The 14,477-nt window shown below is 69.4% G+C and carries 10 protein-coding genes; 4 read left to right on the forward strand and 6 right to left on the reverse strand.

Annotated elements, in window-relative coordinates; translation table 11 throughout:
* Positions 1–4: 4 nt before the first annotated feature.
* Complete coding sequence (locus KY572_RS07390; RefSeq protein ID WP_224241709.1) at positions 5–1,948, reverse strand: protein kinase domain-containing protein; 1,944 nt, start codon at positions 1,946–1,948, stop codon at positions 5–7.
* Between the two features lie 249 nt (positions 1,949–2,197).
* On the opposite strand from KY572_RS07390, the gene KY572_RS07395 reads away from it, so the two are divergent.
* The 3 genes from KY572_RS07395 to KY572_RS07405 all read left to right on the forward strand — a co-directional run bounded on the left by KY572_RS07395 (position 2,198) and on the right by KY572_RS07405 (position 5,991).
* Positions 2,198–3,154 carry an isopenicillin N synthase family dioxygenase gene (locus tag KY572_RS07395; protein ID WP_224241711.1) on the forward strand — a complete coding sequence of 319 codons (957 nt, stop codon included), beginning with the start codon at positions 2,198–2,200 and terminating at the stop codon, positions 3,152–3,154.
* A gap of 232 nt (positions 3,155–3,386) precedes the next feature.
* The gene (locus KY572_RS07400; RefSeq protein WP_224241713.1) at positions 3,387–3,785 is read left to right on the forward strand and encodes a hypothetical protein; all 399 of its coding nucleotides are present in this window, start codon (positions 3,387–3,389) and stop codon (positions 3,783–3,785) included.
* A 289-nt stretch (positions 3,786–4,074) separates the two neighbouring features.
* Positions 4,075–5,991: a leukocidin family pore-forming toxin gene (locus tag KY572_RS07405; RefSeq protein ID WP_224241714.1), complete on the forward strand. Its 1,917-nt coding sequence runs from the start codon at positions 4,075–4,077 to the stop codon at positions 5,989–5,991.
* Positions 5,992–6,052: 61 nt separating this feature from the next.
* Here the strand turns inward: KY572_RS07405 and gatB are convergent, their stop codons facing one another.
* From gatB to KY572_RS07430, 5 genes are read right to left on the reverse strand one after another with little or no spacing between them, the layout of a single operon-like run.
* The gene (gene gatB / locus KY572_RS07410; RefSeq protein WP_224241716.1) at positions 6,053–7,498 is read right to left on the reverse strand and encodes an Asp-tRNA(Asn)/Glu-tRNA(Gln) amidotransferase subunit GatB; all 1,446 of its coding nucleotides are present in this window, start codon (positions 7,496–7,498) and stop codon (positions 6,053–6,055) included.
* A 21-nt stretch (positions 7,499–7,519) separates the two neighbouring features.
* On the reverse strand, positions 7,520–8,980 hold the full coding sequence (gene gatA, locus KY572_RS07415; RefSeq protein WP_224241717.1) for an Asp-tRNA(Asn)/Glu-tRNA(Gln) amidotransferase subunit GatA: 1,461 nt from the start codon (positions 8,978–8,980) through the stop codon (positions 7,520–7,522).
* A gap of 4 nt (positions 8,981–8,984) precedes the next feature.
* Positions 8,985–9,272, reverse strand: a complete 288-nt coding sequence (gene gatC / locus KY572_RS07420) for an Asp-tRNA(Asn)/Glu-tRNA(Gln) amidotransferase subunit GatC (protein ID WP_224241719.1) — start codon at positions 9,270–9,272, stop codon at positions 8,985–8,987.
* A gap of 16 nt (positions 9,273–9,288) precedes the next feature.
* Positions 9,289–9,615, reverse strand: coding sequence for a TFIIB-type zinc ribbon-containing protein (locus KY572_RS07425; RefSeq protein WP_224241721.1), 327 nt, complete (start codon positions 9,613–9,615; stop codon positions 9,289–9,291).
* Positions 9,616–9,626: 11 nt separating this feature from the next.
* Positions 9,627–11,120, reverse strand: a complete 1,494-nt coding sequence (locus KY572_RS07430) for a zinc-ribbon domain-containing protein (RefSeq protein WP_224241722.1) — start codon at positions 11,118–11,120, stop codon at positions 9,627–9,629.
* Positions 11,121–11,295: 175 nt separating this feature from the next.
* On the opposite strand from KY572_RS07430, the gene KY572_RS07435 reads away from it, so the two are divergent.
* Complete coding sequence (locus tag KY572_RS07435) at positions 11,296–14,451, forward strand: FtsK/SpoIIIE family DNA translocase (RefSeq protein WP_224241725.1); 3,156 nt, start codon at positions 11,296–11,298, stop codon at positions 14,449–14,451.
* Positions 14,452–14,477 lie beyond the last annotated feature (26 nt).

Here is a 14,477-nt window from a genome sequence, read left to right on the forward strand (position 1 = left end):
CCGCTCAGGTGCGCTGAGCCAGCGTCCGGCGCACCGCGCGGTACCGCTGCAGGAGCGCGAGATCCAGCGGATCCACGGCCAGCCCCCGCTCGTAGGCCTCCACGGCCCGGGCCAGCTGGCCGTTCTTCTCGAAGGCATTGCCCGTAAGGATGTGGACGCGCGCCGTCCCCGCCGCCGTCGGGCGCCGCAGGAGGAAGTCCCGGCGCAGCCCCTCGAGCTGCGTCACCGTGAGGCCCGCGCTCAGGCAGCTCTCCACGCCCCGGAAGTTGCCCAGCAGCGCGTCGTACATCGCCCGGCGCGTGACGTTCGTCAGCGTCTCCCCCGCATCCCGGACTCGGGTGAGCACCGACTCCAGCAGCGAGCGCTGAGCGTTGGAGAGCGGGCGCCCCCGCAGCCCCTCCAGCTCCGCCAGCACCGCCCGCAGCCGCGACCGGACGGTCTCGAAGCTCGCGTCCAGCGGGAGCGAGAGCAGCGAGTAATGGTCCTTCTGGAGGTTGGTCCGGTAGCCCTCCAGCAGGGCGTTGGCCTCCGCGTCCCCCGAGGGCCCGGGCACCGCCATCGGCGTGTTGCCCGTGCCGCCCTTGAGGAGCTGCGCCACGGCCGCCTTGAAGTCCGGTGGAGGCTCCAGGAACTGCACGCCAAAGCCCGGGGCCATGCCCCAGAGCCGGGCCTGCTCGGGCGTCACCAGGCGCACCACCTCGCAGGTGGACGTCAGCGGCCCGCGCGACAGCTCCAGAGTGACCTGGATCCGCGAGAAGAGCTGAGGCAGCTCGCCCTGCGTGCGGAGGAACAGCCCACCCCGGGCGATGTCCGAGCACACGAGCCGCTCCGGCGCCGCCCCCGGCCGCAGCACCACCCGGGCCGAGAGCTCCACGGCTCGTGCGTTGCGACGCGAGGGCGTGTCGCGCCCCACTCCCGGTACCGGAGGAGGCGCATGGACCGGTCCAGCCACCGGAGGCGCAGGCGCGGCCACAGGCGCGGGCGCGGCCACAGGCGGCGGAGGCGCGGCCACGGGCGCGGGAACATAGGCCGGCACGGGAGGCTCGGCGTACGGCCCGCCCTTGAGCTCCTCCACCAGCGCCGCCTCCAGGGCGGCCTTCAAGGCCAGCGCATTCTCGTAGCGGTCCGCCAGGGACTTGGCGAGCGCGCGCAGGATCACCGCCTCGATGGGCGGAGATACCCCTCCATAGATGGAACGGGGCGGCGGAGGCGGCAGCGTCTGGTGCGCCACGAGCTGGGCCGCGGTGCCTTCCTCGGTGAAGGGCAGCTGCCCCGTGGCCAGCTGGTAGGCAATCACTCCCAGTGAATAGACGTCCGCGCGCCCATCCAGCCGCAGGCTCCGGGACTGCTCGGGGCTCATGTACTCGGGCGTGCCCACGATGATGCCCGCCTGCGTCTGCGGCCCCGCCCCGTCGATGAGCTTGGCGATGCCGAAGTCCAGCACCTTCACGAAGGGCGGCGCCCCCTTGGCCCGCTGGACCAGGAAGATGTTGTCCGGCTTCAGATCGCGGTGGACGATGCCTCGCTGGTGGGCGGCGTGCAGCGCCTCGCAGGCCTGCGCCAGCACGGGCACCCATATCTCCGCCCGCACCGGCACCCCCACCATCGAGGACAGGGGCACCCCCTCCAGGTACTCCATGATGAGGTAGGGGCGCGGGGGCGCGGCGTTCAGATCGAAGATGCTGACGATGTTCTCGTGGCCGATCAGGTTCACCGCCCGCGCCTCGGCGTGGAAGCGCTGGACGAGTTCCGGATAGGCGGCCAGGTGCTCGTGGAGCACCTTCACCGCCATGCGGCTGCCGATGGAGACGTGCTCCCCGAGGTACACGGTCCCCATTCCGCCACGCCCCAGCCTCCGCACGAGGCGGAAGCTGCCGAGCTGCGTCCCCAGCAACGGATCGTCATCCTCCGCCGCGTTCATCTCTGGGGAGTTGCGCTCATCCTCCATTACCGGTGCGCCATCCTCACTGACCTTCGGCACAGGCTCCATCGCCTGATTGCCGTCATACCGCTCCCGTGCAGGGTTTTGGAGCGACGTAGGGTTTTAGAGCGACCAGGGTCCCCAGCGCCACTCCCGGGATGGGCGGCTGTGTTGGAAGTGATAGCTCTACCTCCCCGCCAGGGTAGCGGACGGGCGCGCTCGATGCACGGAAGGTTTGGTTCAAGCGATCCTAGGGCCTGGGTAGAGTCGGCGGCCATGTCCACCTCGGCTCGTCGCATCCCGCTCGTCAACCTCTCCCACTACCGCTCAGGCACGCCCCAGGAGCGCGCCCGCTTCGTCCAGGTGTTCGGCGACGCCCTCAAGGAGTTCGGCTTCGTCTCCGTCGAAGGCCATGGCGTCGATGACGCACTGATCCGTCGCACCTACTCGGACGTCGAGCGTTTCTTCCAACTTCCTGAGAACGTGAAGCGCCACTACACCGTCCCAGGGGGCGCGGGGCAGCGCGGCTACACGGGCTACGGCCAGGAACACGCGAAGAATCGCACCGTGGGCGACCTCAAGGAGTTCTGGCACGTGGGGCGGGAGCTGCCCCCCACCCACCCGCACTTCTCGCCGCACTATGGGCCCAACCTCTGGCCCCAGGAGGTGCCCTCCTTCCAGACGAACACGCTGGCGCTGTTCGGCGCGCTCGACTCGGCGGCGGCGGTGATGCTGCACGCGCTCGCCGAGTACTTCGGCGTGGCGCGCGACACCTTCAGCGCCATGGCCCAGGACGGCAACTCCATCCTGCGGCTCATCCACTACCCGCCCCTGCGCGAGCGCTTCATCCCCGGCGGAGTGCGCGCCGCCGAGCACGAGGACATCAACCTCATCACCCTGCTCTGCGAGGGCACGGCGTCCGGGCTGGAGCTGCTCACCCGTGACGGAGAGTGGATCCCCGTAGACACCCTGCGTGGACAGATCGTCGTGGACTCGGGCGACATGCTCAGCCGAGTGACCAACGGGGTGATTCCCGCCACGACGCACCGCGTGGTGAACCCGAAGAGCTCCGAGGAGGACACCACGCGCTACTCGATGCCCTTCTTCGTGCACCCCTATCCGAACTGCATGCTGGAGACGCTGCCCGTCACCGCCACCGGCACCAGCCTGCCTCCCATCACCGCCGACGCCTTCCTCCAGCAGCGCCTGCGGGAGATCGGCCTCATCAAGTAGCCCGTCGCAGCGGAGCCGAGCGTCTCCTTTTCTCACCCTCCGAGAACGAGACGCTCGCTCCTCCCGGGCGCCGGTGACATCCTCCGCGCGTTGGACGCCACGCCTACCTCTACACACGTCGAGCTCTTCGCCGTCCAGCCCCGCGTCTCCTTGGAGGACTACGCCTCCGAGGAGGCCTTCGTCGCGCGGCATCGCGCCCTCGCCCGCCAGGTCGAGCAGCTCCGCGAGAGGGATGCCTCGGGACGGCCCCTGCACCCCGCCCTGGCAGTGTGGCCGGAGATGGTCGGCGCTCCCCTGGGCGTCATGGGCAAATGCGTGGCCGTGGGATGCGCCCTGTGCCTTCAACGCCCCCGGCGAGCACCAGCTCCGGCGCGAGCAGTGGTTCAACGAGGGGCTGTACTCCCAGCTCGCCGCGCTCCGCCACGTGCGCTACGCGGTCAATCCGCAGCTCGTCGGCGGCTTCTTCGAGAACGTCTTCGAGGCGCCCTCCCTCATCCTGGAGCGAGTGCGCCCTGGTGTGGCGCGAGTCCTCGCCCAGGCGGAGGACCCGCGCGCGGAGAGCGTCCTGCACGCCCGCGTCCCGCTGGTGACTCCGCTCTCCTCCGAAGCGATGAGCAGGTCGCTCCGGTAACTGTGTAGCAGCACCGCGTCTTCTCAAATCCTGGTGAAGCACGAAGCGCCTCCGTGCACCGCATGCGCATGCGGCGTGCGTTCCGGACGCGCGTGCGTGCGTCTCGGAAGCAGCTTCACGGGGTTTTCGCTCGGCAACGGCGCGCTTCCAGAGCGACTCCCTCTGAGACGCATCGAAGCGGGGTGCTGGTACACGCCTTGCTCATGCCCGCTGCCCGTGGACGCTCGAGTCGATGACCGAGCGAACCCTTTCTTCGTGCTCGATCAACGAGCACGCCATGGAGCGTGTCATGTCTGAGAAGAAGATGTGGATGAGCAAGTTCCTGCCGTCTGTCCCCGCCCTCACGATGGCGCTGGCGCTCGGAGGATGTCTCGGCCCCGAGGCGCAGGAAGGTGAGCAGCAGCAGCAGGAGCAGCAGCAGCCCGCGGCGAACCTCGTCGAGTACGGCTCGCGCACTCCGTTCGCCACGGAGTTGCTGGCGCGCGGCATCGACAGCGACGTCATCTACGTGAACGCGGCCGAGGTGACCGAAGAGGACACCCAGGAGCTGCGCTTCGCGTTCGCCTCCGGCAGCAGCGTGCTGCTCGACGGCACCACGCTCCAGGAGCCCAGCGCCATCGAGAAGCTGAGCGCGTCCATTGGCGGGCTCGGCATCCAGGGCCAGGCGGTGCTGCTGCGGCACGGCGAGCAGGGCATCGCGTACGAGCAGTTCCAGGCGGTGGACGCGGAGCGCGTCTCCACGCAGCAGGAGGCCCAGGCCCTGGCGGCCTACGCCCACCAGGTGCTCTCCGCGCCCGAGCTGAAGACGCGCGTCTCCAAGCTCACCGCGGGTGAGCGGTACCAGCCGATCTACACGTACACGGTCGGCTCCCACCGCACCAACTTCAGCTGCTGGCTCCACAAGGGGCTGAATGGCCTTACCTGGAACGGAAACACCGTCGACGCCTGCAACGGCCAGGGCAGCGTCAACCTCATCTACACCGTCGACATGATCCGCTCGGTGCCCGGGGCCGCCGGCAACGTGATCAGCGAGGACGCCAAGTACCTGCGCATCAGCATCAACAAGAACACGGGCGGCGCGGGCTGGCACCTGGCGAACAACCTCACGCAGGAGCACACCTGGTTCGAGTCCTGGGCCCACCGCGACGACTGGACCGGCCCGTTCGCCAACAAGTACAGCTTCAGCATCGACCCGCAGGGTGACACCGGCGTCGAGATCTACGGACACCTGCCCTCGCAGACCAACCCCCAGCAGACGATCAACACCTCGAGCAGCGTCAACGTCGGCATCTCCGTGGGAGGCAACGCCGAGGTGAACACCGAGGGGCCCAAGGTGGGCGGGCAGATCGGCGCCCAGGGCTCCATCACCAACTCGCGTGAGATCTCGTACACGACGAACGAGTACACGGTGGAGAACCACACGGGCGGCCGCACGGCCCGGTGGGTGTGGGACCGCAAGTATGACGCGTACCACTGCGACTGGCTCTCGCGCCGGTTCGGCCTGGAGTGCTTCTTCTACGGCGCCTACTGGGACGGGTACTTCGTCTTCCGCGGGGATGCCTTCAGCCCCATCAGCTACGCCAACTTCGTGCCCAGCTTCGCCGCCATCTACCGGGCGCCTCCGACGCGGACCGGCGTGACGAACTTCCGGCTCGACTCCACGGTCGAGGTCATGGCGCTGGCGGGCAAGGTCGCCCCCACCGCCTTCATGTCGGCCTACGCCGAGGTGGGCCGCACGTGGAACACCGTCACCACCTCGACGCAGCTCTCCGTGGACTGGGGCCACCCCTTCTTCGAGCCCGAGGCGAACGTGCGGCTGCAGTCGCTGGATGCGAACGACGAGTGCCTGGACGTGCTCGGCTTCTCGCAGGCCGATGGGGCGCCCGTCGTCGGCTATGACTGCCACGGCCGCAACAACCAGCTCTGGGGGCTCAATGCCCAGGAGCAGTACCGCTCCCGCGTCGCCCCGGACCGCTGCCTGACGGTGGAGCCGAACCTCACGCTCTCCGTGCGCAGCTGCACCAACGGCCTCAACCAGAAGTGGTACTGGAACACCGCCGAGCAGGCCCTCATGAGCCGCTACGCGGATGGCACCGGCACGCGGTATCGCCTGGCCTTCACCGGCCGGCTCAACACGGCGAAGGTCGCTCCGGTGGCCGGCCCCGGCACGCACGCGAACAACTACCTGAGCAACCCGCAGCTCTAGTCTGATGTCCGGGCGCCGGGGGAGCACGCTTCCCTCGGCGCCTTCCCGCTGGAGAGGACGCTCAGTCTCCGAGCTTCTTCTTCAGCAGCTCGTTGACGAGGGCCGGGTTGCCCTTGCCCTTCATGGCCTTCATCACCTGGCCCACGAAGAAGCCGTAGATCTGCTTCTTGCCGCCCCGGTACTTCTCCACCTCGCCCGCGTTCTTGGCGAGCACGTCGTCGACGATGGCCTCCACGGCGCCCGCGTCACTCACCTGCGCCAGGCCCTTCTCCGAGATGATGGCGTCCGGCGCCTTGCCCGTACGGAACATCTCTCCCAGCACGTCCTTGGCCGCGTTGTTGGACAGCGTGCCCTTCTCCACCGCCGTGAGCAGCTCGCCGAGCTGCGCCGGAGTGAACTTCAGCGTGGAGATGCCCACCGTGCCGCCGCTCTCGTTCAGCAGGCGCGCCAGCTCGCCCTGGAACCAGTTGGAGAGCTTCTTGTAGTCCTTGTAGTGCTGCGCGCAGGCCTCGAAGAACTCCGCCAGCGGACGCTCGGCGCACAGCAGCTTCGCGTCATACGCTGGCAGCCCGTACTGGCTCATGAAGCGCTGCAGCTTGGGGCGCGGCAGCTCCGGCAGCCCCTGCGCCATCTGGTCGATCAGCGCGTCCGAGACGTGCAGCGGCGGCAGGTCCGGCTCCGGGAAGTAGCGGTAGTCGTGCGCGTCCTCCTTCGAGCGCATGGAGCGCGACTCGCCCCGCTGCGTGTCCCAGAGCCGCGTCTCCTGGTCGATCTTCCCGCCCGACTCGATCACCTCCACGTGCCGGCCGATCTCGAACTCGATGGCCTGCTTGATGAACCGGAACGAGTTGATGTTCTTCAGCTCCACCCTCTGGCCGTACTGCGTGGCCCCCTTGCGCATCACCGACACGTTGGCGTCGCAGCGGAACGAGCCCTCCTCCATGTTCCCGTCGTTCACCCCGAGGTACACCAGCACGTCCCGCAGCGCCTTGAGGTACTCCACCGCCTCGTCCGCGCTGCGCAGGTCCGGCTCGCTGACGATCTCCAGCAGCGGCACGCCCGCGCGGTTCAGGTCCACCAGGCTCTCGCCCACCGCCGCGTCGTGCACGTTCTTGCCCGCGTCCTCCTCCATGTGGATGCGGCGGACGCGGATGACCTTCTCGCCCTCGGGCATGTCGATGGTGAGCTTGCCCCACTCGCAGATGGGCTGGTCGTACTGGGTGATCTGATAGCCCTTGGGCAGGTCCGGATAGAAGTAGTTCTTCCGGCTCCAGATGCTCGTCTTCTTGATGGTGCAGCCCAGCGCCAGGCCCGTGCGGACGGCGAACTCCACCACCCGCTGGTTGAGCACCGGCAGCACCCCGGGCATGCCCAGGCACACCGGGCACGTGTTGCGGTTGGGCTCCGCGCCGAACTCCGTGGAGCAGCCGCAGAAGATCTTCGACTTCGTCAGCAGCTGGGCGTGGACCTCGAGGCCGATGACGGGCTGGAAATCGCTCAGGGGCATGGCGGTACCTGGGGCGCTCCTCTAGAGCGGGGCAAGGCGGCGGGTGAAGTCGTGCTCGCGCTCGAAGGCCCGGGCGATGCGCAGCAGGCGCGCCTCGTCGAAGGGCTTGCCGAGGATCTGCAGGCCGATGGGCAGGTTCGACTTCGTGAAGCCGCACGGCAGCGACAGCCCGGGCAGCCCCGCCAGGTTGCACGGCAGCGTGAACACGTCCATGAGGTACATGGACAGCGGATCGTCCACCTTCTCGCCCAGCTTGAACGGCGGCACCGGCGAGATGGGCGAGAGGATGGCGTCCACCTGCTCGTAGGCCTTCGTGAAGTCCCGCGAGATCAACGTGCGGACCTTCTGGGCCCGCAGGTAGTAGGCGTCGTAGTAGCCGGCCGACAGGGCGTAGGTGCCCAGCATGATGCGGCGCTTCACCTCGGCGCCGAAGCCGCGGTCCCGCGTCTGGCCGTACATCTCCTTCAGGCCCCGGGCGTCCTTGGCGCGCTGGCCGTAGCGCACGCCGTCGTAGCGGGCCAGGTTGCTGGAGGCCTCCGCCGGCGCCAGCAGGTAGTAGGTGGCCAGGGCGTACTTCGTGTGCGGCAGCGACACGTCCACCAGCGTCGCGCCCAGGCGCTCGTAGGCCTTCATGGCCTCGCGCACCGTGGCCTCCACCTCCGGGTCCATGCCCTCGATGAAGTACTCGCGCGGCACGCCCAGCTTCAGGCCTCGCACGCCGCCCTCGAGATCCTCCCGGTAGTCCGGCGCCTCGACAGCGGCGGAGGTGGAGTCGAGCGGATCGTGCCGGGCGATGAGCTGGAGCAGCGCCGCCGTGTCCGCCACCGTGCGCGTCAGCGGCCCCACCTGGTCCAGGGACGAGGCGTAGGAGATGACGCCGTAGCGCGACACCCGGCCGTAGGTGGGCTTGAGCCCCACCAGGTTGGTGAACGCCGCCGGCTGGCGGATGGAGCCGCCCGTGTCCGTGCCCAGCGCGCCGAACACCTCTCGCGCCGCTACCGCCGCGGAGGAGCCTCCCGAGGAGCCGCCCGGCGTCCGGTCCAGCGCCCACGGGTTGTGCGTGGGACCGAAGGCGCTGCCCTCGTTGGACGAGCCCATGGCGAACTCGTCCATGTTCAGCTTGCCCAGAATGGGCATCCCCGCCTGCTTGAGCAGGCTCACCACCGTCGCGTCATAGGGCGGGATGAAGCCCTGGAGGATCCTCGAGGCGCAGGTCGTCTCCACGCCCTCGGTGAGGAAGATGTCCTTGAGCCCGATGGGCACTCCGTCCAGCGGGCTGGCCGGGTTGCCGGCCTTGCGGCGCGCGTCGCTCGCCTCGGCGGCGGCCAGCGCGCCCTTCTCGTCCAGGCGCAGGAAGGCCTTCACCTTCCCGTCCACCTGGGCAGTGCGAGCCAGGCTGGCCCGCGTCGCCTCCACGGAGGAGACCTCTCGCGCGGCCAGCTTCGCCGCCAGCTCCAGCATCGACAGCTCGGTCAGCTCCATGGCGTCACTCGATGATCTTGGGAACCGCGAAGCTGGTGCCGATCTTCGACGGGGCGTTGGCCAGCCCCTTCTCCGGCGGCAGCGAGGGCCGCGTCACGTCCTCGCGCAGCAGCGAGGACGCGAGCGTGGCATGCGAGGTGGGCTCCACGCCGCTCACGTCGAGCTCCTGGAGCTGGGCCACCGCGTCGAGCACCGCGGAGAGCTGCGTGGCGTAGCGCTGCTCCTCCTCGGGCGTCAGCGACAGCCGGGCCAGGGTGGCCACATGACGGACCTGCTCGGTCGTGAGCTTCATCCGGAGCCCTCCGTGCCTACTTGCGCTTGAACAGGTTGAGGACGGCGCCCATCACCTTGCCGCCGCCCTCGGGGCCCTGCGAGACGATCTGGTCCAGCTCGCCCGCGTCCAGCCACACGCCGTGGCAGTTGAAGCAGGTGTCGAGCTCCACCTTGCCCCTGGTCAGCGTCTGCAGGTCCATGCCGCACTTGGGGCACTTCATGTGGTGCAGCTGCTTGAGCTCCTCGCGACGCTGGGCGGCCATCTCCTCGGCCTGCTGGAGGGCGAGCTTGCGCTTCTTCTCGATCTCCTCGCGGGCGAAGTACTCCTCCTCGGTGGACGACGGCTTGTCGAAATCGGCCATGTGGGTCTCCTTCACTCCTTCAAACGCTGGATGGCGCTACGAGCTACCGCTGCCTCGGGTCCGTTCGGCAGGATCTCAAGGTACCGCTCGTAATAGCGGATTGCCTCCGCCTTCTTTCCCTGGGAGCGGTAGGTCTCCGCAAGCCCTATGATGGCTTCCCCGTAATTAGGACTGATCTTGAGTGCCTGTTTGAACTCGGCCTCGGCCTGCCGCGGGCTCCCCGTGTCCAGAAGTGCCAGTCCCCGCCCCGTGTAGGGCTCCGGACGGTCCGGCTCGAGCTCCGCCGCCTCCGCATAGGCGTCCAGGGCGTTTTCGGGGCGGTCCCGCTCCCGGAGGCGGTCTCCCTGGGCCATGAAGTAGTCGAAGTCCCGGACCGGAGCCGGCCGTTTCCCCCCGGGTGCACCGCCGTCCGTGCCTACACCGGCGTCCGCCAGGGTCCCGGCATCCGCGTCTACCCCTGCATCAGGGGCCGTTCCGGCGTCCAGCGCCGTTCCGGCATCCAGGTCGGGGCCCGCATCTCCTACAGCGCCTCCGTCCCCGCCGTCCGGCACCTCCGTTGCGAGTGCACCCCCGTCCTCCGGGGGAGTGTCCGTGCCCCCGGCATCGGCCCGCAGCTGGGCCTCGGCGGCGGCCTGTGCGGCCAGGAGCTGTGCCTGGCGCTCCTTCTCCCGCCGCTCCGCTTCGAGCCGGGCCGCCTCCGCGCGCCGGGCCTCCTCCTCGGGCCGAGGCATCACCACGAGGTAGTAGTACCCGCCTGCCCCCAGTCCGAGCAGCAGCAGGAGGACCATCAGGACGGTGGGCCACCGGCTCCCCCTGGGCGGTGGAGGTGGAGGCTCCGATGGAGGCGTGGGGCGCTGAGGGGAGGCAGGCGGCGTACCCGGAGGGCCCCCCGGCGGAGGCGCCGCGCCGGGAAGCAACCCGAGATTGACCTGGGCCTGCAGCACCGCGGCCTTCTGCGCCTCGTCCACCAGTTGGAAGAAGGTCGCCAGCTCCGCGATGTCTCCCAGCCGCTTCCAGGTGTCCCCCGTGACAGAGATCTCGTCATCGCGCACGACCTTGCGCTCGACGATCCACTTCTGGAGCGTGGTCAGGTCCTTGAGGGTGAAGACGTTGCCGCTGGCCTGACGGACCCGCCACTCGCGCCCGCCTGGTGCCCCCGTGGCGGGCGGCAGAGCGGGAGCCGGAGCAGGCGGAGAAGCAGGCGCGGGAGGTTCCGGCGGTGGCGCGGCGGTGGCCACCGGCGGCGGCATGTCGATGGGCGGCGACAGCGAGCGCAGCCCCGGCGGGGGTGAGGCCGGTGGAGTGGCCGGGGGCTCGGCTCCCGGGACCATCAAGGGTGTCTGCGGCACCTGGCTCTTGTTCACCGGCACCGTGACGACCAGGGCCTTCTTCTTCACCACGAAGACGTGGTGGCACTGAGTGCACTGGACGGTGACTCCGGTCTCCGAGATCCGGGAGTCGTCAAGCTCGTATTGCGTCTTGCAGCGCTCGCAGCGAACGTCCATGAACCCCGCCTACCCTCATCAGTCTGATCACCATACTGGCTCCACACCGGTAGGACCTCAAATTGACGCCTTCGCTCACTCGGCGGAGTGGTCGGAAAATTGACCGGACCCCCTCCCTCCCTACACTCGCCCGGGCAGTCGCTACAGCCTGCTACGGGGATCAAGAGGAACGGTCATGACGGCCAGGAAGGCGAGGGCGGAGAAGACGGTCCTGTCACGGCAGGACATCGCCACGCGCCGCAAGGCGCTGGCGGAGAAGAAGCTACAGACGGGTGGCACCGGACGGAGGGCCCTGGTGGGGGTCTTCATCCTGGCCGCCTCTCTCATCTCCCTGCTGTCGGTGGCCACCTTCGACGCACGGGATCGAGTCGGGCCCGGGTTCCGCAACAGCGTGGGGCCCATGGGCCACCTCATCGCCGAGTCCCTGCGCGGACTCATTGGCGTGTGTGCCTACCTCATTCCCACCTGCGGGCTCTATGCGGCCGTGATCATCTTCGTGGGCAACCGCGATCGCCGCCGCCTGCCGCAGATCGTCGCGCTGATGCTGCTGACGCTGAGTGCGGCCGTGCTTGCACAGCTCGTGTTCGGCGGCGATCCCGGCTGGGCCCACCAGCCCGGAGGCGCCCTGGGCGCGGGGCTCGCGGGGCTGCTCCAGGGCATGTTCTCCACGGTGGGGACCGTCATCCTCGTGACGGCGGTGTCCATCGCCGCGCTCATCGTCGGCACCCAGTACACGTTCCTCAAGCTGTGCTCGATGGCATGGGCCGCCTTGTCCGTGCTCGGCCACCGGCTGCAGGAGTCCGCCGTCGCCTTCTGGGAGGCCCAGAAGGAGGCGTACAAGCAGCGCCAGGAGCGGCTCGAGCAGGAGAAGCAGGAGGAGGCCGCCTTCCTCGCCCAGCTCGAGGCGGATGAGGAGGAGCTGGAGGAGGCCGAGCGCGACGCCGCGGAGGCCGAGGCCGCCGAGGCGGAGGCCATGGCCGAGGAGGCCGTGCGACTGGCTCGGGAGCAGGAGAAGGAGCAGCTCCAGGCCGCGAAGCTGGCCGCGAAGCTGGCCAAGGAGACCGCGCGCGAGACCCGCCTCAAGGAGAAGGAGAAGCCGGCTCTGCCCGCTCCCGCGGCGGTGTCCTCTCCCGCCCTGCCCGCCACCACCCTGGCCGAGAAGCGCCCGGCTCCGGGAGCCGATCCCGCCTGGGCCTCCTTCCTCGCGCCGACGCCCGCCGTGCCTGCCGCCGCCGCCACCGCGAACCCGGAGGTGCCGTCCGAGGCTCCGCGCAAGCGCGAGCGCAAGACGCCGAACATCGTCACCGCGCCGGCCGCGCCCAACTCCGTGCCGCCCGTGCCCGCTGCCTCGCTCGCCGCTCCGGTGGCCGCGGAGCCCGCGCCCGCCGCTGCTCCGAGCATGCCTCCGGCTCCGGCCGTGGCCGCGGCGGCTCCTGCTACTCACGCCGCGGGACCGTCCGCCATGGTCCCCGCGCCTCCCTCCGCGCTGGCGCGCATGCCGCTCATCGTGGAGCCCAAGGCGCCGCCCAAGCCCACCGCTCCGAAGAAGAACACCGAGCAGTTCGAGTTCGTCGGAGGCCGCAAGAGCTTCTCGCTGCCGCCGCTGGACGTGCTCGAGTGCGACAAGAAGGAGCGCTCCGAGCTGGACAAGGACGCCTTCCTCGTCACCGCCGAGAAGCTGCGCGCCAAGCTGGCCGACTTCGGCATCGTGGGCGAGGTGGTGGAGATCCGCCCCGGCCCCGTCGTCACCATGTACGAGTTCCTCCCGGGCCCCGGCATCAAGGTGAGCAAGATCGCCGCGCTCCAGGATGACCTGGCCATGGCGATGGAGGCCATGCGCGTGCGCATCGTCGCCCCCATCCCCGGCAAGGGCGTGGTCGGCATCGAGGTGCCCAACAAGGACCGCGAGACGGTCTTCCTCAAGGAGATCGCCGAGCAGGACGCCTTCCAGAAGGGCGCCAGCCGCCTCACCATGTGCGTGGGCAAGGACATCGAGGGCATGCCGTACGTGCTCGACCTGGCCAAGGCGCCGCACCTGCTCATCGCCGGCACCACCGGCTCGGGTAAGTCGGTGGCGGTCAACTCGATGATCATGAGCATCCTCCTGAAGTCCACGCCGGAGGAGGTCCGCTTCATCATGGTGGACCCGAAGATGCTCGAGCTGTCCGTCTACGAGGGCATCCCCCACCTGCTGCTGCCGGTGGTGACCGACCCGAAGAAGGCCGCGCTCGCGCTGCGCTGGGCCGTGGAGGAGATGGAGCGCCGCTACCAGATGCTCTCCGAGGCTGGCGTGCGCAACATCGCCGGCTTCAACAAGCTGGTGGAGAGCTCCGCCACCGAGGTGAAGGCCACCGTCGAGAAGCCCGCCGCGGAGAAGAAGTCCGGCAAGGCCAAGAAGGTGCTCGTGGTGGACGTGGCCCAGGACGAGGCCACGCCCGCTGCCGCTACCGCCTCCTCCAACGACGGTCCCGGCGTCGCCGCGCCGAAGGACGACATGGAGGACATGCGCGAGGCCGTGGAGTCCGAGCCCGAGCCCACCGAGGTGAAGGCCGAGGCCGCCGACGCCGACGCCGAGGAGTCCGAGGCACAGGAGGCCGAGGGCGACGAGGAGGCTGTCGCCGCCGAGGCCGCCGAGCCGGAGAAGAAGGAGCTCAAGAAGCTGCCCTACATCGTGGTCATCATCGACGAGCTGGCGGACCTGATGATGGTCGCCAGCCGCGAGGTGGAGACGTACGTGGCGCGCCTGGCCCAGATGGCCCGCGCCGCCGGCATCCACCTGATGGTCGCCACGCAGCGTCCCTCCACGGACGTCGTCACCGGCGTCATCAAGGCCAACTTCCCCACGCGCATCAGCTTCATGCTGCGCTCGAAGCCGGACTCGATGACGATCCTCGGGACGGTGGGCGCCGAGGCCCTGCTCGGCATGGGCGACATGCTCATCATGCCGCCCACGAGCGCCCACCTGCAGCGCGTGCACGGCGCGTTCGTCTCCGAGACGGAGATCAAGCGCGCGGTGGACCACCTCAAGGCCCAGGGCAAGCCCGTCTTCGACGAGTCCATCCTCAAGCCGCGCGACGAGGAGGTGGAGGGCGGCGGCGAGGACGACGAGCTGTCCGACGAGCTGTACGACCAGGCCCTGGCCACCGTGAGCGAGATGCGCGCGGTGTCCATCTCCATGCTCCAGCGCAAGATGCGCATCGGCTACAACCGCGCCGCCCGCATGATCGAGCGCATGGAGCGCGACGGCGTGGTGGGCCCGGCCGACGGCGCCAAGCCTCGCGAGGTGCTCATCCGCGCGGTAGGCGACATGCCGGGCGCTGGAGCGATGTAGTCGCCGGGCCGGCGGGCTTCCCACTG

This window comes from Hyalangium gracile, assembly GCF_020103725.1.
GTDB classification, from domain to species: Bacteria; Myxococcota; Myxococcia; order Myxococcales; family Myxococcaceae; genus Hyalangium; species Hyalangium gracile.

Coding starts and splice junctions, on each gene's coding strand:
- gatB (WP_224241716.1), bottom strand. CDS start 7,498: ATGCCCCTGAGCGATTTCCAGCCCGTCATCGGCCTCGAGGTCCACGCC.
- KY572_RS07395 (WP_224241711.1), top strand. CDS start 2,198: ATGTCCACCTCGGCTCGTCGCATCCCGCTCGTCAACCTCTCCCACTAC.
- KY572_RS07405 (WP_224241714.1), top strand. CDS start 4,075: ATGTCTGAGAAGAAGATGTGGATGAGCAAGTTCCTGCCGTCTGTCCCC.
- KY572_RS07425 (WP_224241721.1), bottom strand. CDS start 9,615: ATGGCCGATTTCGACAAGCCGTCGTCCACCGAGGAGGAGTACTTCGCC.
- KY572_RS07435 (WP_224241725.1), top strand. CDS start 11,296: ATGACGGCCAGGAAGGCGAGGGCGGAGAAGACGGTCCTGTCACGGCAG.
- KY572_RS07400 (WP_224241713.1), top strand. CDS start 3,387: ATGCCTCGGGACGGCCCCTGCACCCCGCCCTGGCAGTGTGGCCGGAGA.
- gatA (WP_224241717.1), bottom strand. CDS start 8,980: ATGGAGCTGACCGAGCTGTCGATGCTGGAGCTGGCGGCGAAGCTGGCC.
- gatC (WP_224241719.1), bottom strand. CDS start 9,272: ATGAAGCTCACGACCGAGCAGGTCCGTCATGTGGCCACCCTGGCCCGG.
- KY572_RS07430 (WP_224241722.1), bottom strand. CDS start 11,120: ATGGACGTTCGCTGCGAGCGCTGCAAGACGCAATACGAGCTTGACGAC.
- KY572_RS07390 (WP_224241709.1), bottom strand. CDS start 1,948: ATGGAGGATGAGCGCAACTCCCCAGAGATGAACGCGGCGGAGGATGAC.